Annotated in this window: 16 protein-coding genes, 3 tRNA genes and 3 rRNA genes; 17 read left to right on the plus strand and 5 right to left on the minus strand. The window is 56.9% G+C overall.

What is annotated here, in order from left to right:
* Positions 1-87: 87 nt before the first annotated feature.
* The 9 genes from rluD (at position 88) to dkgB (ending at position 11,320) form a co-directional block, all read left to right on the plus strand.
* A complete protein-coding gene (rluD, locus tag V8N38_RS03960; RefSeq protein ID WP_004932452.1) occupies positions 88-1,065 on the plus strand; it encodes a 23S rRNA pseudouridine(1911/1915/1917) synthase RluD in 978 nt (325 codons plus the stop codon).
* The gene (gene yfiH / locus V8N38_RS03965; protein ID WP_070914976.1) at positions 1,065-1,796 is read left to right on the plus strand and encodes a purine nucleoside phosphorylase YfiH; all 732 of its coding nucleotides are present in this window, start codon (positions 1,065-1,067) and stop codon (positions 1,794-1,796) included. The genes rluD and yfiH overlap by 1 nt, the downstream gene beginning before the upstream one ends.
* Positions 1,797-1,926: 130 nt before the next feature.
* Complete coding sequence (gene clpB / locus V8N38_RS03970) at positions 1,927-4,500, plus strand: ATP-dependent chaperone ClpB (protein WP_025301647.1); 2,574 nt, start codon at positions 1,927-1,929, stop codon at positions 4,498-4,500.
* Between the two features lie 511 nt (positions 4,501-5,011).
* Positions 5,012-6,553: ribosomal RNA gene (locus V8N38_RS03975) — 16S ribosomal RNA — on the plus strand.
* A gap of 140 nt (positions 6,554-6,693) precedes the next feature.
* Positions 6,694-6,769, plus strand: a tRNA-Glu gene (locus tag V8N38_RS03980).
* Between the two features lie 234 nt (positions 6,770-7,003).
* Positions 7,004-9,910 (plus strand): 23S ribosomal RNA (locus V8N38_RS03985).
* A gap of 106 nt (positions 9,911-10,016) precedes the next feature.
* Positions 10,017-10,132, plus strand: a 5S ribosomal RNA gene (gene rrf / locus V8N38_RS03990).
* Together the 16S, 23S and 5S rRNA genes with 2 tRNA genes alongside form the textbook arrangement of a ribosomal RNA operon.
* A 94-nt stretch (positions 10,133-10,226) precedes the next feature.
* A tRNA-Asp gene (locus V8N38_RS03995) sits at positions 10,227-10,303 on the plus strand.
* A gap of 213 nt (positions 10,304-10,516) precedes the next feature.
* Positions 10,517-11,320: a 2,5-didehydrogluconate reductase DkgB gene (gene dkgB, locus V8N38_RS04000; RefSeq protein ID WP_060425251.1), complete on the plus strand. Its 804-nt coding sequence runs from the start codon at positions 10,517-10,519 to the stop codon at positions 11,318-11,320.
* A gap of 46 nt (positions 11,321-11,366) precedes the next feature.
* Here the strand turns inward: dkgB and yafC are convergent, their stop codons facing one another.
* On the minus strand, positions 11,367-12,251 hold the full coding sequence (gene yafC / locus V8N38_RS04005) for a DNA-binding transcriptional regulator YafC (RefSeq protein ID WP_060425254.1): 885 nt from the start codon (positions 12,249-12,251) through the stop codon (positions 11,367-11,369).
* Between the two features lie 351 nt (positions 12,252-12,602).
* Here yafC and V8N38_RS04010 point away from each other — a divergent pair, with 351 nt between their 5' ends.
* Entirely contained in the window at positions 12,603-13,376 is a 774-nt protein-coding gene (locus V8N38_RS04010; RefSeq protein ID WP_033634121.1) for an endonuclease/exonuclease/phosphatase family protein, read from the plus strand.
* A 52-nt stretch (positions 13,377-13,428) separates the two neighbouring features.
* Here the strand turns inward: V8N38_RS04010 and mltD are convergent, their stop codons facing one another.
* Together mltD and gloB are read right to left on the minus strand one after the other, a co-directional pair.
* Positions 13,429-14,811 carry a murein transglycosylase D gene (gene mltD / locus V8N38_RS04015; protein ID WP_060440648.1) on the minus strand — a complete coding sequence of 461 codons (1,383 nt, stop codon included), beginning with the start codon at positions 14,809-14,811 and terminating at the stop codon, positions 13,429-13,431.
* Positions 14,812-14,882: 71 nt separating this feature from the next.
* On the minus strand, positions 14,883-15,638 hold the full coding sequence (gene gloB / locus V8N38_RS04020; RefSeq protein WP_072265509.1) for a hydroxyacylglutathione hydrolase: 756 nt from the start codon (positions 15,636-15,638) through the stop codon (positions 14,883-14,885).
* A 44-nt stretch (positions 15,639-15,682) separates the two neighbouring features.
* Here gloB and V8N38_RS04025 point away from each other — a divergent pair, with 44 nt between their 5' ends.
* On the plus strand, positions 15,683-16,402 hold the full coding sequence (locus V8N38_RS04025) for a class I SAM-dependent methyltransferase (RefSeq protein WP_060425259.1): 720 nt from the start codon (positions 15,683-15,685) through the stop codon (positions 16,400-16,402).
* On the opposite strand, the gene rnhA is transcribed toward V8N38_RS04025, so the two are convergent.
* A complete protein-coding gene (rnhA, locus tag V8N38_RS04030; RefSeq protein WP_033649910.1) occupies positions 16,399-16,866 on the minus strand; it encodes a ribonuclease HI in 468 nt (155 codons plus the stop codon). The genes V8N38_RS04025 and rnhA overlap by 4 nt on opposite strands.
* 72 nt (positions 16,867-16,938) lie before the next feature.
* Here rnhA and dnaQ point away from each other — a divergent pair, with 72 nt between their 5' ends.
* Together dnaQ and V8N38_RS04040 are read left to right on the plus strand one after the other, a co-directional pair.
* Positions 16,939-17,682 (plus strand): DNA polymerase III subunit epsilon, encoded by a 744-nt coding sequence (gene dnaQ / locus V8N38_RS04035; protein WP_038871384.1) that lies wholly within the window; start codon positions 16,939-16,941, stop codon positions 17,680-17,682.
* Positions 17,683-17,826: 144 nt separating this feature from the next.
* Positions 17,827-17,903, plus strand: a tRNA-Asp gene (locus tag V8N38_RS04040).
* A gap of 106 nt (positions 17,904-18,009) precedes the next feature.
* On the opposite strand, the gene V8N38_RS04045 is transcribed toward V8N38_RS04040, so the two are convergent.
* A complete protein-coding gene (locus V8N38_RS04045) occupies positions 18,010-20,250 on the minus strand; it encodes a TonB-dependent siderophore receptor (RefSeq protein WP_147839353.1) in 2,241 nt (746 codons plus the stop codon).
* Positions 20,251-20,479: 229 nt separating this feature from the next.
* Between V8N38_RS04045 and V8N38_RS04050 the strand changes: the two genes are divergently transcribed.
* From V8N38_RS04050 to hpxK, 4 genes are all read left to right on the plus strand, one after another.
* Positions 20,480-21,358, plus strand: coding sequence for a siderophore-interacting protein (locus V8N38_RS04050; protein WP_147839354.1), 879 nt, complete (start codon positions 20,480-20,482; stop codon positions 21,356-21,358).
* A 136-nt stretch (positions 21,359-21,494) separates the two neighbouring features.
* Positions 21,495-22,334 (plus strand): MurR/RpiR family transcriptional regulator, encoded by an 840-nt coding sequence (locus tag V8N38_RS04055; RefSeq protein WP_060425266.1) that lies wholly within the window; start codon positions 21,495-21,497, stop codon positions 22,332-22,334.
* 208 nt (positions 22,335-22,542) lie between these two features.
* Positions 22,543-23,787, plus strand: coding sequence for a pyridoxal-phosphate-dependent aminotransferase family protein (locus tag V8N38_RS04060; protein ID WP_147839355.1), 1,245 nt, complete (start codon positions 22,543-22,545; stop codon positions 23,785-23,787).
* Positions 23,784-25,022, plus strand: coding sequence for an allantoate amidohydrolase (hpxK, locus tag V8N38_RS04065; RefSeq protein ID WP_147839356.1), 1,239 nt, complete (start codon positions 23,784-23,786; stop codon positions 25,020-25,022). The genes V8N38_RS04060 and hpxK overlap by 4 nt, the downstream gene beginning before the upstream one ends.
* The last annotated feature ends 3 nt before the right edge of the window (positions 25,023-25,025 follow it).

Below are 25,025 nucleotides of genomic sequence, written 5' to 3' on the forward strand. Positions count from 1 at the left end.
TTAAGCTCCCGACAAAGACCAGGTACAATAGCACATTATATTAAACGGCATCGCCGTGAAAACCCAACGTTAACGAAGAAGCTGCATATGGCACAACAAGTACAACTCACCGCAACGGTGGCCGAATCTCAACTCGGACAACGTTTAGATCAGGCTTTGGCCGAATTGTTCCCTGATTATTCACGATCTCGCATAAAAGAGTGGATCCTGGGCGATCGGGTGAAGGTCAATGGCAAAACGTCAAACAAACCGAAAGAGAAGGTGCTGGGCGGAGAGACCGTCGCCATCGATGCACAGATTGAAGAAGAGGCGCGTTGGGAGCCGCAGGATATCGCGTTGGATATCGTCTATGAAGACAGCGACATCCTGGTGATCAACAAACCGCGCGATTTGGTGGTGCATCCTGGCGCCGGTAACCCGGACGGCACGGTGCTCAATGCATTGCTGCATCATTATCCGGAAATCGCCGACGTGCCGCGCGCCGGCATCGTGCACCGTCTGGATAAAGACACTACCGGTCTGATGGTGGTGGCGAAAACCGTGCCGGCGCAAACCCGGCTGGTGGAAGCGCTGCAGGCGCGTGAAATTACCCGTGAATACGAAGCGGTGGCGATCGGCACCATGACCGCCGGTGGCACGGTAGAAGAGCCTATCGCGCGTCACTCTACCAAGCGCACCCACATGGCGGTGCACCCGATGGGTAAACCGGCGGTGACGCACTACCGCATTATGGAACACTTCCGTGCGCACACCCGCCTGCGTCTGCGCCTGGAAACCGGCCGTACTCACCAGATCCGCGTACACATGGCTTACATCAGCCATCCGCTGGTGGGCGATCCGCTGTACGGCGGCCGTCCACGTCCGCCGAAAGGCGCTTCGGAAGCCTTCATCAACACGCTGCGCGGCTTTGACCGCCAGGCGCTGCACGCCACCATGCTGCGTTTGTATCATCCGATCAGCGGTATCCAGATGGAGTGGCATGCGCCGCTGCCGCAAGACATGGTCGATCTGATCAACGCGCTGAAGGCGGACACCGAAGAATTCAAAGATCAGATGGACTGGTAATGAATTCACTCATTCTGCCCGACTGGCCGTTGCCTTCCGGCGTTAAGGCCTGCAGCACCACGCGCGGCGGCGGCACCAGCCTGCCGCCTTATGACTCGCTGAACCTCGGCGCCCACGTCGGTGACGAGGAGCAAGCGGTGAAGCGCAATCGGGAACGGTTGGTTACCGCCGCCGGCTTGCCGCAGATGCCGGTATGGCTCGAGCAAGTACATGGCACCCGCGTGGTGACGTTGACGGGGCAAGCGCCCGCCGATCTGCGGGCGGATGCGGTGTACAGCAACGTGCCGGGGCAGGTGTGTGCCGTGATGACGGCGGATTGTCTGCCGGTGCTGTTCTGCTCGCAGAACGGCGATGAAGTGGCCGCCGCCCATGCCGGCTGGCGTGGGTTGTGCCACGGCGTGCTGGAACAAACCGTGGCGGCGTTCAGCGCCGCACCGGGCCAGATCCGCGCCTGGCTGGGGCCGGCGATTGGCCCGCAGCAGTTTGAAGTCGGGCCGGAGGTGCGTGCCGCCTTTATCGCGGAAGACGCCGAAGCCGCGGCGGCGTTTATGCCGCACGGCGATAAGTTTTTGGCTAATATCTACTTACTGGCGCGCCAACGTTTGTTGCGGGCAGGCGTGCAGGCCATCTATGGCGGCGACCGCTGCACGGTTAACGAAAAGAGTCATTTTTTCTCCTATCGACGCGATGGAATAACCGGACGTCTGGCAAGTTTAATCTGGCTGATATAACCTATTGAATTAGGACGATCCAACGACGCATGGCGTTGTACCGAAAATTTAGCGTCGAGATAACCTTGAAAATTTGAGGGATGACCTCATTTAATCTCCAGTAGCAATTTCGACCCATCTTGGAGGTGTTATGCGTCTGGATCGTCTTACCAACAAATTCCAGCTTGCCCTCGCCGATGCCCAGTCACTAGCCCTTGGGCACGACAACCAGTTTATTGAACCGCTACATCTGATGAGCGCCCTGCTCAATCAGGAAGGGGGCACGGTTCGTCCACTATTAACTTCCGCAGGTATCGATGCCGGGCGCGTGCGCACCGAAATCGAACAGGCGCTGTCCCGTTTACCGCAGGTAGAAGGCACCGGTGGCGACGTTCAACCGTCCCACGAGCTGGTGCGCGTCTTGAACCTGTGCGACAAGCTGGCGCAGAAGCGCGCGGACAAATTCATTTCTTCCGAGCTGTTTGTGCTTGCGGTGCTGGAAGACCGCGGCTCGTTGACCGACTTGTTGAAAGCGGCCGGCGCAACGGCCGACAAAATCAGCAAAGCCATTGAACAAATGAGAGGCGGTGACAGCGTGGAAGACCAAGGCGCCGAAGACCAACGGCAAGCATTGAAGAAATACACCATCGATCTGACCGAACGCGCCGAGCAGGGCAAACTTGACCCGGTAATCGGCCGTGACGAAGAGATACGCCGCACCATCCAGGTGCTACAGCGCCGTACCAAAAACAACCCGGTGCTGATCGGCGAGCCTGGCGTGGGTAAAACCGCCATCGTCGAAGGCCTGGCGCAGCGCATCATCAACGGCGAAGTGCCTGAAGGGCTGAAGCACAAGCGCGTATTGTCCCTCGATATGGGCGCCTTGATCGCCGGCGCCAAGTATCGCGGCGAGTTTGAAGAGCGTCTGAAAGGCGTGCTCAACGATCTGGCCAAGCAGGAAGGCAGCGTTATCCTGTTTATCGACGAACTGCACACCATGGTTGGCGCCGGTAAGGCGGATGGCGCCATGGATGCGGGCAACATGCTCAAACCGGCGCTGGCGCGCGGCGAGCTGCACTGCGTCGGCGCGACTACGCTCGACGAGTATCGTCAATATATAGAGAAGGATGCGGCGCTCGAACGTCGTTTCCAGAAAGTGTATGTGGCGGAGCCGAGCGTGGAAGACACCATCGCTATCCTGCGCGGCTTGAAAGAACGTTACGAACTGCACCACCACGTGCAGATCACCGACCCGGCCATCGTGGCGGCGGCAACGCTTTCACACCGTTATATCGCCGATCGTCAATTGCCGGACAAGGCTATCGACCTGATCGACGAAGCGGCGTCCAGCATTCGTATGCAGATGGATTCCAAGCCGGAATCGCTCGACAGGCTTGAACGCCGCATCATTCAGTTGAAGCTGGAACAACAGGCGTTAAATAAAGAGTCTGACGACGCCAGCAAGAAACGCCTGGACATGCTCAGCGACGAGCTGGGGCAGAAAGAGCGCGAATATTCGGAGCTGGAAGAAGAGTGGAAAGCGGAAAAAGCCTCGCTCTCCGGTACTCAGAACATCAAGGCCGAACTCGAGCAGGCCAAAATCACTCTGGAGCAGGCGCGCCGCGTCGGCGATCTGGGGCGGATGTCGGAACTGCAGTACGGCAAAATTCCTGAGCTGGAGAAACAGCTCGCCGCCGCCACGCAGGCCGAAGGCAAGAGCATGAAGCTGCTGCGCAACCGGGTGACCGATGCGGAGATTGCTGAAGTGCTGGCGCGTGCGACCGGGATCCCGGTTGCCAGAATGCTGGAAGGGGAGCGTGACAAACTGCTGCGCCTGGAGCAAGAGCTGCATTCGCGGGTTATCGGCCAGGACGAAGCGGTCAGCGCGGTCTCGAATGCTATTCGCCGCAGCCGTGCCGGGTTGTCCGATCCTAACCGGCCGATCGGTTCGTTCCTGTTCCTGGGCCCGACCGGGGTGGGGAAAACCGAGCTCTGCAAAGCGCTGGCTTCGTTCCTGTTCGACAGCGACGACGCCATGGTGCGTATCGACATGTCCGAGTTTATGGAGAAACACTCCGTTTCTCGTCTGGTCGGCGCGCCTCCGGGTTATGTCGGCTATGAAGAGGGCGGTTACCTCACGGAGGCCGTGCGCCGCCGGCCTTATTCGGTGATTCTGCTGGATGAAGTCGAGAAAGCGCACCCGGACGTATTCAATATTCTGTTGCAGGTGTTGGATGACGGCCGACTGACCGATGGTCAAGGTCGTACCGTCGATTTCCGCAATACCGTGGTGATCATGACGTCCAACCTGGGCTCCGATCTGATCCAGGAGCATTTCGGTCAGATGAACTATGCACAGATGAAAGAGTCGGTGATGGAGATGGTGAGTCACCACTTCCGCCCGGAGTTCATCAACCGTATCGACGAAGTGGTGGTGTTCCATCCGCTGGGCGAGAAACACATTGCTGCAATTGCCAAGATTCAGCTGTCGCGTCTGTACAAGCGTTTGGAAGAGCGCGGTTACGAAGTGACCATGACCGAACCGGCCCTGGCGCTGTTGAGCAAAACCGGTTACGACCCTGTGTATGGTGCGCGTCCGTTGAAACGCGCTATTCAGCAGGAGATCGAGAATCCGCTGGCGCAGCAAATCCTGTCCGGTAAGCTGATCCCCGGCAAGCTGGTCACGCTGGATGTGGAAAACGACCATATTGTTGCACGTCAATAACGGCAATCGAGCGTAATAAAGATGAAAGGGAGCGGGTGACCGCTCCCTTTTCTTTATCTTCGTTTGTCCCTATTTACAGGGTTTGCCGCTATTACTGTGCTAAAACCGGTATTTTTTGACTAATAAACATCCTAAAAAGGCATTTTTGGTGATTATTTGAACGCTTGAAAAGTTTTTTGCATTTAGGGGTTGCGGCCCGCCGAGAACTCCCTATAATGCGCCTCCACTGACCGGGAACAACGACTGACAAGCCGCCGGGTCAGCGAGAAGAAAGCGAAATAAACGCTTGACTCTCCGGGCGAAAAGCGTAATATACGCAGCCCGCGCCGATGAGTTTCTCGGCACTGCTCTTTAACAATTTATCAGACAATCTGTGTGGGCACTCCACAAGACGATATCCAGCATCTTCGGATGCAAAAAAATATCAAGTCTTGAAGAGTGACTAACTGAAGTAAAATTCATGCAGTAAATCTTTGAGCATCGCTTCTCGAGTGGAAGCAAATCAAGCTTTTAATTGAAGAGTTTGATCATGGCTCAGATTGAACGCTGGCGGCAGGCTTAACACATGCAAGTCGAGCGGTAGCACAAGGGAGCTTGCTCCCTGGGTGACGAGCGGCGGACGGGTGAGTAATGTCTGGGAAACTGCCTGATGGAGGGGGATAACTACTGGAAACGGTAGCTAATACCGCATAACGTCGCAAGACCAAAGAGGGGGACCTTCGGGCCTCTTGCCATCAGATGTGCCCAGATGGGATTAGCTAGTAGGTGGGGTAATGGCTCACCTAGGCGACGATCCCTAGCTGGTCTGAGAGGATGACCAGCCACACTGGAACTGAGACACGGTCCAGACTCCTACGGGAGGCAGCAGTGGGGAATATTGCACAATGGGCGCAAGCCTGATGCAGCCATGCCGCGTGTGTGAAGAAGGCCTTCGGGTTGTAAAGCACTTTCAGCGAGGAGGAAGGTGGTGAGCTTAATACGTTCATCAATTGACGTTACTCGCAGAAGAAGCACCGGCTAACTCCGTGCCAGCAGCCGCGGTAATACGGAGGGTGCAAGCGTTAATCGGAATTACTGGGCGTAAAGCGCACGCAGGCGGTTTGTTAAGTCAGATGTGAAATCCCCGGGCTCAACCTGGGAACTGCATTTGAAACTGGCAAGCTAGAGTCTCGTAGAGGGGGGTAGAATTCCAGGTGTAGCGGTGAAATGCGTAGAGATCTGGAGGAATACCGGTGGCGAAGGCGGCCCCCTGGACGAAGACTGACGCTCAGGTGCGAAAGCGTGGGGAGCAAACAGGATTAGATACCCTGGTAGTCCACGCTGTAAACGATGTCGATTTGGAGGTTGTGCCCTTGAGGCGTGGCTTCCGGAGCTAACGCGTTAAATCGACCGCCTGGGGAGTACGGCCGCAAGGTTAAAACTCAAATGAATTGACGGGGGCCCGCACAAGCGGTGGAGCATGTGGTTTAATTCGATGCAACGCGAAGAACCTTACCTACTCTTGACATCCAGAGAACTTTCCAGAGATGGATTGGTGCCTTCGGGAACTCTGAGACAGGTGCTGCATGGCTGTCGTCAGCTCGTGTTGTGAAATGTTGGGTTAAGTCCCGCAACGAGCGCAACCCTTATCCTTTGTTGCCAGCGGTTCGGCCGGGAACTCAAAGGAGACTGCCAGTGATAAACTGGAGGAAGGTGGGGATGACGTCAAGTCATCATGGCCCTTACGAGTAGGGCTACACACGTGCTACAATGGCATATACAAAGAGAAGCGACCTCGCGAGAGCAAGCGGACCTCATAAAGTATGTCGTAGTCCGGATTGGAGTCTGCAACTCGACTCCATGAAGTCGGAATCGCTAGTAATCGTAGATCAGAATGCTACGGTGAATACGTTCCCGGGCCTTGTACACACCGCCCGTCACACCATGGGAGTGGGTTGCAAAAGAAGTAGGTAGCTTAACCTTCGGGAGGGCGCTTACCACTTTGTGATTCATGACTGGGGTGAAGTCGTAACAAGGTAACCGTAGGGGAACCTGCGGTTGGATCACCTCCTTACCTAAAGATATTGATTCGAGTGGCGTGCTCACACAGATTGTCTGATGAAAAAGTAACGAGCAAAGCGCTACCTGTTGATGCCATGAGTTATTCATGCTGATACGAACCGATTAAGTTATTCAGTTTAATCGGATTTTCGTGTCCCCATCGTCTAGAGGCCTAGGACACTGCCCTTTCACGGCTGTAACAGGGGTTCGAATCCCCTTGGGGACGCCATTCCGATAATGAGTGAAAGACATTATCACCGGTTAGCGATAACCGAAAAAATCTTAAAGATGACTTGCGAGTCATGTTTAAGATATTGCTCTTTAACAATCTGGAACAAGCTGAAAATTGAAACATGACGGCTGAAATTTATCCCTCCGTAGATGTACTGGGATAAAGAGTAACCTGTCATAGAGTCTCTCAAATGTTTGCAGCGCGAACGATGGAAACATCTTCGGGTTGTGAGGTTAAGTGACTAAGCGTACACGGTGGATGCCTAGGCAGTCAGAGGCGATGAAGGGCGTGCTAATCTGCGAAAAGCGTCGGTAAGGTGATATGAACCGTTACAACCGGCGATACCCGAATGGGGAAACCCAGTGTGTTTCGACACACTATCATGTCATGAATACATAGTGGCATGAGGCGAACCGGGGGAACTGAAACATCTAAGTACCCCGAGGAAAAGAAATCAACCGAGATTCCCCCAGTAGCGGCGAGCGAACGGGGAGGAGCCCAGAACCTGAATCGGCTTGTGTGTTAGTGGAAGCGTCTGGAAAGTCGCGCAGCAAAGGGTGATAGCCCCGTACACTAAAATGCACAGGTCGTGAGTTCGATGAGTAGGGCGGGACACGTGACATCCTGTCTGAATATGGGGGGACCATCCTCCAAGGCTAAATACTCCTGACTGACCGATAGTGAACCAGTACCGTGAGGGAAAGGCGAAAAGAACCCCGGCGAGGGGAGTGAAATAGAACCTGAAACCGTGTACGTACAAGCAGTGGGAGCACCTTCGTGGTGTGACTGCGTACCTTTTGTATAATGGGTCAGCGACTTATATTTTGTAGCAAGGTTAACCGTATAGGGGAGCCGTAGGGAAACCGAGTCTTAACTGGGCGATTAGTTGCAAGGTATAGACCCGAAACCCGGTGATCTAGCCATGGGCAGGTTGAAGGTTGGGTAACACTAACTGGAGGACCGAACCGACTAATGTTGAAAAATTAGCGGATGACTTGTGGCTGGGGGTGAAAGGCCAATCAAACCGGGAGATAGCTGGTTCTCCCCGAAAGCTATTTAGGTAGCGCCTCGTGAACTCATCTTCGGGGGTAGAGCACTGTTTCGGCTAGGGGGCCATCCCGGCTTACCAAACCGATGCAAACTCCGAATACCGAAGAATGTTATCACGGGAGACACACGGCGGGTGCTAACGTCCGTCGTGAAGAGGGAAACAACCCAGACCGCCAGCTAAGGTCCCAAAGTCATGGTTAAGTGGGAAACGATGTGGGAAGGCATAGACAGCCAGGATGTTGGCTTAGAAGCAGCCATCATTTAAAGAAAGCGTAATAGCTCACTGGTCGAGTCGGCCTGCGCGGAAGATGTAACGGGGCTAAACCATGCACCGAAGCTGCGGCAGCGACGCTTAGCGTTGTTGGGTAGGGGAGCGTTCTGTAAGCCGTTGAAGGTGGCCTGTGAGGGTTGCTGGAGGTATCAGAAGTGCGAATGCTGACATAAGTAACGATAAAGCGGGTGAAAAGCCCGCTCGCCGGAAGACCAAGGGTTCCTGTCCAACGTTAATCGGGGCAGGGTGAGTCGACCCCTAAGGCGAGGCTGAAAAGCGTAGTCGATGGGAAACAGGTTAATATTCCTGTACTTGGTGTTACTGCGAAGGGGGGACGGAGAAGGCTAGGCTAGCCGGGCGACGGTTGTCCCGGTTTAAGCGTGTAGGGGGTGTGACCTGGTAAATCCGGTTGCATACTAACCCTGAGGCGTGATGACGATGCACTACGGTGCAGAAGTAGTTGATGCCCTGCTTCCAGGAAAAGCCTCTAAGCTCTAGGTAACATTAAATCGTACCCCAAACCGACACAGGTGGTCAGGTAGAGAATACCAAGGCGCTTGAGAGAACTCGGGTGAAGGAACTAGGCAAAATGGTGCCGTAACTTCGGGAGAAGGCACGCTGGCATGTAGGTGAAGTCCTTCGCGGATGGAGCTGAAGCCAGTCGAAGATACCAGCTGGCTGCAACTGTTTAATAAAAACACAGCACTGTGCAAACACGAAAGTGGACGTATACGGTGTGACGCCTGCCCGGTGCTGGAAGGTTAATTGATGGGGTCAGCCGCAAGGCGAAGCTCTTGATCGAAGCCCCAGTAAACGGCGGCCGTAACTATAACGGTCCTAAGGTAGCGAAATTCCTTGTCGGGTAAGTTCCGACCTGCACGAATGGCGTAATGATGGCCAGGCTGTCTCCACCCGAGACTCAGTGAAATTGAACTCGCTGTGAAGATGCAGTGTACCCGCGGCAAGACGGAAAGACCCCGTGAACCTTTACTATAGCTTGACACTGAACATTGAGCCTTGATGTGTAGGATAGGTGGGAGGCTTTGAAGCGTGGACGCCAGTCTGCGTGGAGCCATCCTTGAAATACCACCCTTTAATGTTTGATGTTCTAACTCGGCCCCATAATCTGGGGTGAGGACAGTGTCTGGTGGGTAGTTTGACTGGGGCGGTCTCCTCCCAAAGAGTAACGGAGGAGCACGAAGGTTAGCTAATCACGGTCGGACATCGTGAGGTTAGTGCAAAGGCATAAGCTAGCTTGACTGCGAGAGTGACGGCTCGAGCAGGTACGAAAGTAGGTCTTAGTGATCCGGTGGTTCTGAATGGAAGGGCCATCGCTCAACGGATAAAAGGTACTCCGGGGATAACAGGCTGATACCGCCCAAGAGTTCATATCGACGGCGGTGTTTGGCACCTCGATGTCGGCTCATCACATCCTGGGGCTGAAGTAGGTCCCAAGGGTATGGCTGTTCGCCATTTAAAGTGGTACGCGAGCTGGGTTTAGAACGTCGTGAGACAGTTCGGTCCCTATCTGCCGTGGGCGTTGGAAGATTGAGAGGGGTTGCTCCTAGTACGAGAGGACCGGAGTGAACGCACCACTGGTGTTCGGGTTGTCATGCCAATGGCATTGCCCGGTAGCTAAGTGCGGAAAAGATAAGCGCTGAAAGCATCTAAGCGCGAAACTTGCCTCAAGATGAGTCTTCCCTGGGCCTTCAAGGCCCCTGAAGGAACGTTTAAGACTAAGACGTTGATAGGCTGGGTGTGTAAGTGCAGCGATGCATTGAGCTAACCAGTACTAATGATCCGTGAGGCTTAACCTTACAACACCGAAGGTGTTTTGGTGAGACCAAGACAATATTCAGCTTGTTTACAGATTGGTTCTGATGGCGACACGAGAGTGGCGCGGTTGGAATGAAACAGAATTTGCCTGGCGGCAATAGCGCGGTGGTCCCACCTGACCCCATGCCGAACTCAGAAGTGAAACGCCGTAGCGCCGATGGTAGTGTGGGGTCTCCCCATGCGAGAGTAGGACACTGCCAGGCATCAAATAAACGTTATCAGTGTGACGACTGGTAATGCGCAAATCGCAGAGCGCGATTTTGCCGGCATCGAGAGATGCAACGTAAAAGAATCGGTGGAGCGGTAGTTCAGTTGGTTAGAATACCTGCCTGTCACGCAGGGGGTCGCGGGTTCGAGCCCCGTCCGTTCCGCCACTTAATTGATAAGCCCTGAGTCTCTGACTCAGGGCTTTTTCATATGCAAAATTCACGGAATATCGTCGAAATTGCCACCGCTCCTGCCGCTTTTCCTCAATATTGTTGCCTGTTGATCAAAAGTCTTATGCCGAACCTGGCGTTTTTGCTCACTAAAAATATTGCCATACTCTCTCGCATTGCTATTTATCCACTAATGAGAGAGTAAAAATTGTGAGCATTCCTGCATTTGGTTTAGGTACTTTCCGCCTTCAGGATCAGGTCGTTATCGACTCGGTGAGTACGGCGCTGGAACTGGGCTATCGGGCTATCGATACCGCACAGATCTATGAAAACGAAGCGGCCGTCGGCCAGGCTATCGCAGCCAGCGGTGTGCCGCGTGACGAGCTGTTCATCACGACCAAAATTTGGATCGCGAATCTGGCCAAGGGGTCATTAATTCCCAGCCTGCGAGACAGCTTGGTCAAACTGCAGACCTCGTATGTCGATCTGACATTGATTCACTGGCCATCGCCAAATGATGAAGTGTCGGTCGCCGAGTTTATGGCTGAATTGCTGGAAGCCAAGCGATTGGGGCTAACCCGTCAGATAGGGGTATCCAATTTCACGGTCGATCTGATGCAGCAGGCGATTGACGCGGTCGGTGCCGATCAGATCGCAACCAACCAGATCGAACTGTCGCCGTTCTTGCAGAATGAGAAAGTGGTGGCGTTCGCACGGCAGCATGGCATTGCCATCACCTCTTATATGACGCTGGCGTATGGCAAAGCGTTGCAGGAGGAGACGATCAAGCGTATCGCGGCGCGGCACAAGGCGACGCCGGCACAGGTGGTCCTGGCCTGGGCGCTGAAGCTCGGCTACGCGGTGATCCCTTCCTCGACCAAGCGTGAAAACCTGGAAAGCAACCTGCTAGCGCAGCAGCTGCAGCTGAGTGATGAAGATATGGCACAGATTGCCGCGCTGGAAAGCAACGGCCGGTTGGTCAGCCCGGAAGGTCTGGCACCCGACTGGGACTAATCTTCAGATATGATGACCTCAGGCGCTCGAGAGAGCGCCTTTTTTATCACTTTAACCGCTCGCTGATAAAATCGATAAAGCTGCGCAGGCGGTTACTGACGGCGCTATCGCTGTAGTACACCGCGTTGATCGGCATTTCGAGTGGCAGCGTGTCCCCCACCAGAAGGGGGACCAGATCCCCGCGTTTGACGTCTTCATCACTCATAAAGTCCGACAGGCAGGCGATGCCGTTGCCGTGCAGGCACAGGTGGCGCTGGGTTTCGCCGCTGTTGGTGGTCAGCCCCGGAACGATCTCCAGTTGGCGACCATCGGCACAGGCCAGCGGCCAGCGGTTTAGGTTAGGCAGGTCGTTAAAGCCGATGCAGCAATGGTGTTCCAGATCGGCCACCGTCTTTGGCGCGCCATACTGCGCCAGGTAGGCGGGGGAGGCCAGGATGCGCCGATAGCTGGCCATTAGCTTGCGCGCTTTCAGCGTAGAGTCCGTCAGCTCGCCGACGCGGATTGCGATATCCACTTTCCGTTCGATCAAATTGATGAAGTTTTCCGAAGAGACTAACGATAGCGACATTTCCGGATAGCGTTCACGAAACTCGGCGACCAGCGGCGTCAACAGATGCAAGACGACCGGCGTTGCGGCATCGACGCGCAGCAGCCCCTGCGGGCGTTGGCGGCTTTCCAGCAACGCATTTTCCGCTGCGGCCATATCGCTCAACACCTTTTGCACCTGCCGAAAGTAGTTTTCGCCTTCCTGTGTCAGGCTGATTTGGCGTGTCGTACGGTTGAGCAGGGTCACGCCCAGCTTGCTCTCCAGTTTTTTTACCGTACGGCTAACCACGGAGTTGGCCTGCTGCAGGCGCTCTGCCGCCCGGCTGAAGCTGCCGCTCTCCACTACGGTGACAAAGGTGATAAGCTCGTCCGAATTCGCTTTCATTTTTGCTCCACGGGCAAACATCGTTTGAAATTTTGAGCGATTTCGTCATTTAATCACGTCGGAGCATCGCCGTCACCCACTTGAGCGCGAACCTGTACATTCCGATATCCCGTGCGCATTTTGCTGGCCTTTTCGCATTTTTCACCTCTGATGCGTCACCTTTACACAGCTATACCCTCAGAATATTGAAATCACCGCAGACGGCCCCTATAACTGAAAAGGTTATGCCTGTAAAAGCCATGCCCTCTGTGCGGGGCAGGCGTATAATCAATTCACCGTTGGCGAAGTCTTCATCGCCAGTTTCATGCTAATGGGTAATAGGCGAATCGCGTGCCGAAACGAACTTATGCAATGAGGTATGTTGCAGGCCAGCCAGTCGAACGAATTTTTCCTGGCGCCGTTAACCAGCCGTTGCCGCCAGGGGCTGCGCTGCCGACGACCGGCGCTCTGCGCGTCATGGTATGGAACATTTTCAAACAGCAACGAGCCGACTGGCTTTCGGTGCTGAAAAATCATGGCAAAGATGCGCAGCTGGTGTTGTTGCAAGAGGCGCAAACCACGCCGGAACTGGTGAGCTACGCTACCGCCAACTATCTGGCGGCCGATCAGGTGCCGGCCTTTGTGTTGCCGCAACATCCTTCCGGCGTGATGACGCTGGCAGCCGCTCATCCGGTTTACTGCTGCCCGCTGCGTGAGCGTGAGCCGCTGCTGCGGCTGTCCAAATCGGCCTTGATCACCGTTTACCCGCTGTACAATGGCGAGCTGTTGATGGTGGTGAATATCCATGCGGTGAACTTCAGCCTGGGAGTCGACGTCTACAGCAAGCAGCTGGGGCCGATTGGCGAGCAGATCGCCAGCCATCGGGGGCCGGTGATCATGGCGGGGGACTTCAACGCCTGGAGCCGTAAACGTATCAACGCGCTGTATGACTTTGCCGGCGAAATGGCGCTGCGCGAGGTTAGCTTCACCGACGATCATCGTCGCAAGGCCTTTGGTCGCCCGCTGGACTTCGTGTTTTACCGTAACCTGGGTGTTGTTGAGGCCTCGGTGCTGGTGACCAGCGCGTCGGATCACAATCCGTTGTTGGTGGAGTTCCACCCGGAAAAAGACTCCCCCGTCTGGTGAATCGCAGGTAATAAAAAAGCACCCCAAGGGGTGCTTTTTTTGTGCCGGAAACTTAGGTATCCGGCGTTAGCTTGTTGCCGACAAACAGGGTCAACTTCAGACCGGGTTGCAGACTGCCTTTACCGAGCGTTGAATTCCAACGCATCACGTCGTTAATATCGACGCCGTGACGACGTGCAATGCTGGCGAGCGAATCACCTTTGCGAACCTGATAGGTGATACTGCTGTTACTGCCCGTATTGCTGGCCACTTGCAGGGTTTGCCCAACTTTTAAGGCGCTCTTGGCGCGCAAGTTGTTCCAACTCTGCAAATCGCTGGTCTTAACGTTCAGCCGCTTGGCAATACCCGATAAAGTGTCGCCGGAGCGTACTTTATACGAACTGCCACCGGACAAACCGCTGTTCTTCGCCAACTGCGTCGTTGGCTGAGTCACGGCGATCTGGCCATCGGCCAGCGAGTCTTTCAGCTGATCGGCGTGCCCTTTGGGAACCATGATGTAATGGGGCCCGTTAGGTGCCGTAACGCCTTTTTTGTAACCTGGGTTATACGCTTTCATCTTGGTGACCGAAAGCCCTGCCATCTCAGCCGCCTGAGTCAGCTGGATCTGCTGTCCGACATCGATACGCGCCAGCGCACGGGTTTCATCCGTTTTCGGGAGTTTCACGCCGTACTTCTTGCTGTTCTTGATGATGTCGCTCAGCGCCAGCATTTTCGGGACATAGATTGACGTTTCACGCGGAAGCGACAGCGCCCAGAAATTGGTTGGCTTACCCTGGCGTTTGTTTGCCTTCACCGCTTGCATCACGCGGCCTTCACCACTGTTATAGGCGGCTACGGTCAATAACCAGTCGCCGTTAAACATGCGGTTCAAGCGTTGCATCATGTTAAGCGCAGCGGTTGTCGAGGCGACGACATCGCGTCGACCGTCATACCACTGATTGTTTTTCAAACCATAATTGCGACCCGTTTGCGGCACGATTTGCCATAGCCCTGCGGCGTTGGCACTTGACGTGGCGTGTGGGTCAAAAGCGCTCTCCACTATGGGTAGCAGTACCAGTTCCATCGGCATATTACGTTTCTTAATCTGCCCGACTATCCAGTACATGTACGGCTCTGCCCGTAATGTTACATCGTGGAGATAGCTCTTACTTTTTAAGTACTTTCTTTTCTGATCACGGATCCGGGAATTTTCCGGAACCTCCATCTTCAGCTCGTCGCTAATGAAGTTCCACAGGTCCTGTTGCGCGGCGGGACTGTTGTTATCCAACCACCGCGCCGAGCTCGCTCGGCCATTTGCTGTGTACTCTCCTGCTTCACCATCTTGACCAGCCGAAGACAAACTCTGTGCATGCTGTTCTGGCGCCGGTGCGTCCTGCCTGGACGACTGGCAACCCACTAGCAAGACTGAGGCGAGGAATATCGCTTTAGCCTTCATGTGTGTGTCAATGTAGTTGCTTAAAAGACGAGCAATAATACTTTGCTTCGCCAAATAACACAACTAAAAGCTTAGAAGTTATCTTTCCGCAGGCGTAATTCGGAAAAAACTGAATGAAGGCTTTCTGGTGGTGAATTAAAGCCTAATTTCTTTTGTAAATCAGCGTCATGGCAACGTAAAAACAGGTTAATTTTGCGCTCTAATTGCAATGTGGTCGGCACGCTGGCTTGGCCTTTTGCCCTTAACGCTTCAACATGTTGTTGATATGTTTCAATCTCTCGATCTTCCGGCAAAATAGCCCGCGCAAACTTAAGATTTGAAAGAGTATATTCATGCGCGCAGCAAATTAAGGTGTTATCGGGAAGTTGCGCGAGTTGTTGAAATGAGTCGTACATTTGTTTGGCGGTGCCTTCAAACAGCCTGCCGCAGCCGGCAGAGAACATTGTGTCGCCGCAGAACAGATAAGGGGCACTATAGAATGCCACATGGCCTAACGTATGGCCGGGGACGGCGAACGTCCTGTAATGGCGGCCATCGATGTCAAAGGTGTCGCCGTCGCGGACGATGTGATTGGCGCCTTTGTCTGCGGTTTCTTGCGGCCCATAGACGGCCAGGCCGGGATACTGGGCCACGATCTGCGCCACGCCGCCGACGTGATCGTGATGGTGGTGGGTCAGCAGGATCGCCGCCGGCACCAGCTGCAGGCGCTGCAGCGCTTCGAGCACCGGCTGCGCCTCACCCGGATCGACGATAATGCAGCGTCCCTGCCGGTCATCCAATAACCAAATGTAATTGTCCTGGAAGGCGGGAATGCTGATAAGATTCATGGTGTACCTCTCGTTGGCAACGGCTTGAAAGAAGATAATAAATCATGAAACCAGCCCATACTCTACAAAAGCTCACCGGCCCGCAGTCCTGGGCGGCGCTGCCGTGGGGGGAGTACTATCGTGAAGCGCTCGAGCGGCAGTTGCAACCCTGGTGGCCGAAGCTGTTCGGCTTCCATCTGCTGAAGATGGGCATGCTCAGCGCCGAGCTGGCCACGGACAAATGCGCGATTTCCCATCAGGTCAACGTAGGGCTGGAGGGCGAAGGGCTGCAGGTGATCGCCGATGCTTATCAACTGCCGTTTGCCGCCAAGTCGGTGGATGCCTGCCTGTTGGCGCATACGCTGTCCTACGCGGACGATCCGCACCGCATGTTGCGCGAGGTGGACAGGGTATTGATCGACGACGGCTGGTTGGTTATCAGCAGCTTCAATCCGTTCAGCCTGTTGGGATTGGGCAAGCTGGTGCCCGGATTGCGTCATCGCCAGCCCTATGTCAGCCGCATGTTTACCCAGATGCGGCTGCTGGATTGGCTTAGCCTGCTGAATTATGAGGTGCTGCACCAGGCGCGTTTTCACGTGCTGCCGTGGCATCGCCAGGGTGGAAAATTTTTATGCACCCATTTGCCGGCGCTGGGCTGCATGAGCGTGATTGTGGCGCGCAAACGCACCTTGCCGCTGACGCCCACGCCGATGAAACTGGGGGCGAGAAAACCGTCTCTCAGCCGCGCGGTGGGCGCGACCAAGAGCTACCGCAAACTGCCTTAGGCTTCCGGTTGATAACCGACGTCTTCCTGCGTCGGCTTGCCGGCCGCTTCGCGCGCCAGCACGTCACAACGTTCGTTCTCCGGGTGGCCGGCGTGGCCCTTGACCCATTCCCATTTTACCTCGTGGCGCTGAATGGCCAGATCCAACCGCTGCCACAGATCGACATTCTTGACCGGCTTTTTGTCGGCGGTTTTCCAGCCGCGCTTCTTCCAGTTATGGATCCAGCTGGTGATGCCCTGGCGCACATACTGGCTGTCGGTGCTGAGCGTCACGGCGCAGGGTACGGTCAGCGCTTCCAGCGCCACGATCGCCGCCATCATTTCCATGCGGTTATTGGTGGTCAGACGAAAACCCTCGCTGAAGGTTTTTTCCGTCTGCTTATAGCGTAATATCGCACCGTAACCCCCAGGGCCGGGATTGCCAAGGCAGGAGCCATCGGTGAAAATTTCTACCTGTTTGAGCATCTCTGGTAGACTCTTCCTATCAGTTTTATAAAAGCCAAGTCTGACATAAACGAGCGCTGTGAGCACTGCAATATGATCTCTACAACCACCAGACAGATTGTCCTCGATACCGAAACCACCGGTATGAACAAGCTTGGGGTGCACTACGAAGGGCACCGCATCATCGAAATCGGTGCGGTGGAGGTGATTAACCGCCGCCTGACCGGGCGCAATTTCCACGTTTACATCAAGCCGGATCGGCTGGTGGATCCGGAAGCTTACGGCGTACACGGCATCAGCGACGATTTCCTGGCCGACAAGCCGACCTTCGATCAGGTTGCCGACGAATTCCTCGACTTTATCCGCGGCGGCGAGTTGGTGATCCATAACGCGGCGTTCGATATCGGCTTTATGGATCACGAATTCCGCATGTTGCAGCAGGGCATCCCGAAGACCGAGACCTTCTGCACCATCACCGACAGCCTGCTGATGGCGCGTCGCCTGTTCCCGGGCAAGCGCAACAACCTCGATGCCTTGTGCAGCCGTTATGAGATAGACAACAGCAAGCGTACGCTGCACGGCGCATTGCTCGATGCCGAGATCCTGGCGGAAGTCTATCTGGCGATGACCGGCGGTCAGACCTCGATAGCGTTCCAGATGGAGGGTGATACCCAGCAAAACGACGCCGCGCAAGAAATTCAGCGCATTGTCCGCCCGGCGACCGCGATGAAAGTGGTCTACGCCAGCGACGAAGAAGTGAAGGCGCACGAGGCGCGTCTGGATCTGGTGGCGAAAAAGGGCGGCAGCTGCCTGTGGCGCGGTGCGCCGGCCGAGTAACGGCATTGTTGCACGAAAAAAACGCACCGGATGAACCTTCGTTGAAAAACTGTGCAAACGGTTCATTTGGTGAGAAAAAGGCGTTGACGGAACCGAGAGGCGTCCGTAATATGCGCCTCGTTCCCCCGCAAGAGGGAATGGCGCGGAGCGGTAGTTCAGTTGGTTAGAATACCTGCCTGTCACGCAGGGGGTCGCGGGTTCGAGCCCCGTCCGTTCCGCCACTATTCAGAAGCCCTGAGTTAGCGATAACTCAGGGCTTCGTCGTTTCTGCTCTCTGCAAAACGGTGCGGCCCAATAAACGGGGCCGGCAGACCGGCCCATTATTCCTCAGAACAACACCGAGTAGTTCAAGCCGAAGGTACGTCCGCGGCCTTTATAACTGTACAGCTCAGGCGAGCCGTAGGTCGGGCTGTACAGGATCGGCGCGCGTTGGCCCCAAACGGTGGTGTACTCCTTGTCCAGCAGGTTTTCCACGCTGAAGCTGACTTTCCCTACCGGCAGGGTATAGCTGCCGAGGAAATCGAGAGTGTTGTAGCCATCGATTTTGCGGCCCTGGGTGGAGTTGGCCTTGGTGTAATCGCCGTCGTCCGACACGTCGAAGGTTTGCTGCGACTGTAAGCGCAGATTCCAGTCGCCCGGCGCCCAGCCGACATAAGCGGTGACTTTCGATGGGCTGGCGGTATCCACCACCAGCTTCTTCCATTCGCCGTTGACCTTGGTTTCGGAACGGATAACGTTGAAGTTGGTGCCGGCGCTCCAGTCGCTGTTTTCAAAGAAATAATCCACCGCGCCTTCCATCCCGTAGATGCGGCGCTTGTCCGCATTGACGTTGATGGTCATGTCGGTTTTGTTGATGGCGATGCTCTTGTCGGACAGCGAATAGTAGGCGGCGATTTGCGTGCGCAGGTTATCGCCGGTATAGCGCCAACCCAGCTCGAAGGCATTGACCTTGATGCCTTCCAGCTTGGAATCGCCGACGTTAACGCTCTTCAGCAGCCGGTAATGGCCGCCGTTCAACGCGTAGGTGCCGTTGCCGTAATACTTGCCCGGGTCCGGGATCTCGAAGCCCTGAGAGAAGTTGAACCAGGTTTGCTGGCGATCGGTCAGGTGCGCCAACAGGCCGGCGTTGAACAGCGCGTTGTTGTAGTCGGTTTTCCCTCCCGGTATCGCGTCGGCGGACGTCGCGGCGCCGGTGGCGATCGCCTGCTGTTGGTTATAGCCGACGAAGTCGTCAATCTTGTTTTCGGTGTACTGGTAACGCACGCCACCGCTCAGGGTGAAGATCGGGTTGATGTCGTAGCTGGCCTGCAGGAACGACGCCAGGTTGCTGGTGGTATAGCTCGGGTAGCGGCCGGTATTGTAGGCGTTCTCCAGCGTCATGCCGCCGGACTGTTGCGCCTTCGCCAGGTTGAAGAACTGTTGGTTGGCGTTGAAGCTCTCATGCTCGGCGTCGAGACCGTAAGTCAGCGTCAGTGCATCGACAGGCTTGCTGTTTAACGTCAGCTTGCCGCCGTAGAAATCGGTTTTTTGCTGCGAAGCGCCAATGCTGCTGACGTAATAGTTCGGCGCTTTGCCCGCCAGCGTCGGGAACGGGTAGAAGGTCAGGGTTTCGTCGCGGTAGTAGACCTGTGCCACCAAATCCTGGCCGAGGAAATCGGTGTTGGAATACTGCAGGTTGATCAGATGGCGTTCGGTGCCGGGGATACGGTCGGAATTTAAGTTGCCGCTGTTGTATGCCTTGGCGTTGCCGGTCACCGCCGCAAAGTTCTCTCCCAGGAACAGGCCGTGATCGCCGTCGGATTGGCTTTTATAGTATTGAGTGGTCAGTTGCAGCTGTTGGTGTTCGTCGATGTTGAGGGTGCCGGTGCCCATGACGTCGAGGCGATCGGAATACTGCAGGCCGGTTTGGGTATTGTCGATCAGCACCTCGTTGCCTTTGCCGTCGTACCAGCCACCGTAGCGTTGGTAAGAAACGGACAGGCGTCCCGAGGCGTTGTCGTTGCCGCCGCTGACCGCCGCCGCCACGTTCTCGTCGTGATCGTTATGGCTGCCAAAGCCGGTTTTACCGCCGATCTGCAACTCGACCTGCTGTTCCTGTTGCCCTTTTTTGGTGACGATGTTGATCAGGCCGCCGGTGCTGCCGCCGCCGTACAGCGAGGTCGCGCCGGAAATCACCTCAATATGATCGATATTGAACGGATCGATCGAATCCAACTGGCGGCTGTCGCTGCGCGATGAATTCAGGCGTACGCCGTCGATCATCACCATCATCGAACGGCCGCGCATATTCATGCCATAGTTGGTGCGGCCCTGGCCGCTGACGTCCATACCGGGGATCAGCTGCGCCAACATGTCTTTGATCTCTTTACCGCCCTGAACCTGCTGTTCGATCTCTTGGCTTTCGATGACCCAAGTGGTCTGCGCCATTTCCGCCGCGCTACGGTGCGAACGGCTGGCGGAGACCACCAACTGCTCTTCGTTGCCGGCTTTCTGATCCTCTGCCCAAGCCGCCGGCGCAAGCATTGCCAGCAGACAAGGGTTCAATACCCAAAGGTGTTTGCGTTTCATCGTTATTTCCCAGGTGATATTGTTATTACTCTATTTTTGAGAATGATTCTTTTATCAATAACGTTTCTTGTTATCAATAAAATCATGATATGATTTTTTGCGATACATTAACGTAATTAATTAGTTTTATTAACATTTTATCCGCTGCACGATCGCGCACTCCACGCCGTCAAACGGTAGCCGATCGGCCATACGTATAAGCGACAGCCGTTGCCGGAGAATCGAGAACATGTCCGCCAGCTACAGAATTTTTGATATCACCTTGAAAAGCAAAACGCTGATTTCACCTTCGCTGGTGCGCTGCGTGTTTGAAGGTGCGGATATTCATCGGATGAAGCTGGAAGCGCCGGATCAGCGCATCAAACTGTTGTTCCCGGCGGAGGACGGCAAGATCCCGCAGTTGGTCAACGGCCCGGACTGGTACGGCGATTACATGGCGATCCCCAAAGAACAGCGTCCGGTGATGCGCACCTATACGCTGCGTGCGCTGCGCTGTGAGCAGAATCAGATGGACGTCGAATTCGTGCTGCATGGCGTGAACGGCCCGGCCTCCGCTTGGGCGACCCACGCCGAGCCGGGTGACGCCCTTCAGACGGTCGCTCCCAACGCTGACTTCGACGGCGACAGCGGCGGCTACGAATGGGTGCCGCCGGCGCAGTTGCAGCAGGCGCTGTTGATCGCCGATGAGACGGCGGTGCCGGCGGCGATGGGTATTCTGGAGCAGCTGGCGCAGCAGGCCAATCCGCCGCGAGTGCAGGCATTTTTTGAGGTGCCGGTGGCGGGGGATTGCCTGGATTTGGCCCGTTTCCCGTTCGCCGAGGTTTACTGGCTGCCGCGTGACGTGGGCCACCAAATGGCGCATGGCACGCTGCTGGCGGAGGCGGTGCGCCAGCGGGTCGTTATCCCCGCGTCGGCGTGTGCGCAGGCGCAGTCCCTGGCGGAAAGCAGCCTGAGCGATGAGGTGTTGTGGGAGCGTGCGGCCGGCGGTAACGCTTTTTATGCCTGGGTGGCGGCCGAGTCTTCCACGGTGAAAACGCTGCGGCGTTATCTGATCGGCGAACGCGATCTGGATCGCGCTACCGTCAACTTCATGGCCTATTGGTGCTGAACGCGCGGCCCTTTTCCGGCATTGACGCGGGAGAAGGGCATGCCGCTGCCATTCCCCACCCACGAATAATTGCTTGCCAGCGGGTAGTTCGACCGTGCTATGTTCCGCTGAAACGAAGGTTACAGCGAGAACGATAATGCAACGGTTCGACGAACGCCTGCGCCGCGACTACCCACAGCTGACGCCACAGGAGCAGCGGGTGGCCGACTTCATTTTCGATCACTATGACGATTTGATCGGTTACAACAGCGCCGAGCTGGCGCGCCTGAGCGGCGTTTCCAAAGCCACGGTCAGCCGCTTGTTCAAACGGCTGGGCTACCCCAACTACCGCGCCATGCGCGATGAGCTGCGCACCCTGCGCCAAAGTGGCATGCCGCTGACAGACAGCCGCGATGCGGTGCAGGGCGATACGCTGCTGGCGCGGCACTGTAAGCAGGAAATGGCCAATCTCACCCGCTGGGTAAAGCAGATCGATGCGGTGCAGTTCAGCGCGGCGATCGCCGCACTGGCGCAGGCGCGAGGCGTAATGCTGCTGGGGCTGCGCAACAGCTATCCGGTGGCGATGCACCTGCGCCAGCAGCTGATGCAGGTGCGTGAACAGGTGCTGTTGGCGCCGCAGCCGGGGCAGACGCTGGCAGAAGATCTGGCGGGGCTGACGCCGCAGGACGTGGCGGTGGTGGTGGCGTTCCGTCGCCGGCCGCGCCAGATAAAGGCAGTGCTGGCGCTGTTGCAAAGCCGCGGGGTGCCGACGCTGTTGATCTGTGAACCGCAGGCGCAGGCGTTGTTCCCGTTGGCCAACTGGCATTTGACCGTGCCGCTCGACAGCGTGTCGGCCTTTGACAGCTATGCTGCCGCCATGAGCCTGGCCAGCCTGCTCAGCAATGCGTTGCTGCATGAGAGGCTGGCGCAGGGGCGGCAGCGCATTCATCACGTCGCCGAACTGTTCCAGGCGCTGGACGAACTGGAGCTGCGTTAAGCACGGCAGTTCATTTCCCTTCTTTCACCTTCCGCCGTTTAAGGCGGATCGGTCACCTCATTTTGTTACTTTGGTTTCATTAATTGACCATAAGAATCTTTTGTTTCAATTGAATCCCTATCGGGAGTAGGCTGTTGGGCAGCAAACAAACGTCATGTCGACGCTGACGGCATAACTCAATAACTTACTAAGCTGACAGGGAATGAACATGTTGGATATTTCGCAATTCGATCAGATTAACCCGCCGGCGCGCCTGCTGATGGGGCCGGGGCCGATCAACGCCGATCCGCGCGTGCTGCGCGCCATGTCGAGTCAGCTGATCGGCCAGTACGATCCGGCGATGACCGGTTACATGAATCAGGTCATGTCGCTGTACCGCGCGCTGTTCCGCACCGAAAACCGCTGGACGATGCTGGTGGACGGCACCTCACGCGCCGGCATCGAAGCGCTGCTGGTTTCCGCCATTCGGCCGGGCGATAAGGTGCTGGTGCCGGTCTTCGGCCGTTTCGGGCATCTGCTGTGCGAGATTGCCCGCCGCTGCCGTGCCGAGGTCCACACGATCGAGGTACCGTGGGGCGAAGTGTTCAGCGCCGATCGCATCGAAGACGCGATTAAGCGAGTGCGCCCGCGCCTGCTGCTGACGGTGCAGGGCGACACGTCCACCACCATGCTGCAGCCGCTGCATGAGCTGGGCGATATCTGCCGCCGCCACGGCGTGCTGTTCTATACCGACGCGACGGCTTCCTTCGGCGGTAATCCGCTGGAGACCGATGCCTGGGGGCTGGATGCGGTCTCCGCCGGGCTGCAGAAGTGCCTGGGCGGCCCCTCCGGCAGCTCGCCGGTCACTCTCAGCCCGCAGTTTGAAGAGATTGTGCGCCGCCGTAAATGCGTGGAGGAGGGGATCCGCACCGCCGAGCACGCCGACGGCGACGACGAGATGATCTACTCCAACTATTTCGACATCGGCATGATCATGGATTATTGGGGGCCGGAGCGTCTCAATCACCATACCGAAGCCACCAGCATGCTGTTCGCGGCGCGAGAGTGTGCGCGGGTGATCCTCGAAGAAGGGCTGGATCACGCCATCGCCCGCCACCGGCTGCACGGCGCGGCGATGCTGGCGGGCATCCGGGGCATGGGGCTGGCGGTGTTCGGCGATCTCGAGCACCGCATGAACAACGTGCTTGGCGTGATGATCCCGCCGCAGGTACAGGGTGAACAGGTGCGGCAGATGATGCTGAACGACTTTGGCATTGAAATCGGCACCTCGTTCGGCCCGCTGCAGGGCAAGATCTGGCGCATTGGCACCATGGGCTACAACGCGCGCAAAGATTGCGTGCTGCAAACCCTGGCGGCGCTGGAGGCGGTGCTGAACCGCCTCGGTTTCGCCAGCAAGCAGGGCGAGGCGTTGCAGGCTGCCTGGAACGTTTATGACGCAGGCAAGCGTGGATGACGCCGCTGGAGGCACAGCAGGCCGCCGCACGGGTGATGGCGCGCTGTGACGAGCTGGCGGCAATCAGCGCAGAGCCCGATCGGCTGACGCGTCTTTATCTCTCCGCCGAACATCGGCGCGCCAATCACCGGGTTGGGGAGTGGATGCGTGAGAGCGGCATGCAGGTTTGGCAGGACAGCGTCGGCAATATCTGCGGCCGTTATGAAGGGCACACGCCCGGTGCCCCCGCGCTGCTGCTCGGTTCGCATTTGGACACGGTGCGTAACGCCGGGCGCTATGACGGCATGCTCGGCGTGCTCACGGCGCTGGAAACGGTGGCGCACTATCACCGTCAGGGGCATCGATTACCGCTGGCGCTGGAGGTGATCGGTTTTGCCGACGAGGAGGGCGCGCGCTTTGGCGTCACGCTGCTCGGCAGCCGCGGCCTGACCGGCCAGTGGCCCGCAGAGTGGCTGGCGCGCACTGACGCCGACGGCGTGAGCATAGCGCAGGCGATGCGCGACTTTGGGCTGGATCCGGCGGCGATTGCGCAGGCGCGTCGCGCACCAAACGAAATTCGCGCCTATCTCGAATTACATATCGAACAGGGCCCATGTCTGGAGGCGGCCGATTTGGCGCTGGGCGTGGTGACGGCGATCAATGGCGCGCGCCGGCTTAACTGCACTTTCAGCGGCGAGGCGGGCCACGCCGGCACGGTGCCGATGGGGCAGCGCAAAGATGCGCTGGTGGCCGCGGCAGAATGGATCACGGCGGTAGAAACGCTGACCTGCGCCGCTGATTCGCCACTGGTGGCCACCGTCGGCTGCATCGAGAGTCTGCCTGGCGCGGTCAATGTGATCCCCGGCGAGGTGAAATTGACGCTCGATGTGCGCGGCCCGCAGGATGCGCCGCTGGCGGCGCTATTGACGGCGTTGCTGGCGCAGGCGCAGGCGATCTGCGCGCGGCGCGGAGTGCGCTTCGCCAGCGAGGCGTTTTATCGCATCGATGCCACCGCCTGCGACGCGGACCTGCAGCGCCGCTGGCAGGCGACTGTCGCACAAGTGCAGGGCCGTAGCCTGGCGTTGCCGAGCGGCGCCGGGCACGACGCCATCGCCGTGGCGGCGCAATGGCCGGTCGGCATGCTGTTCGTGCGTTGCGCCGGCGGCGTCAGCCATCATCCGGACGAAGCGGTGCGGCAGGCGGACGTGGCGCTGGCGATCCGGGCCTATTGCCAGATGATCGCCGGCTGGGAGTAGCCT

It is taken from the genome of Serratia nevei (genome assembly GCF_037948395.1).
GTDB classification, from domain to species: domain Bacteria; phylum Pseudomonadota; class Gammaproteobacteria; order Enterobacterales; family Enterobacteriaceae; genus Serratia; species Serratia nevei.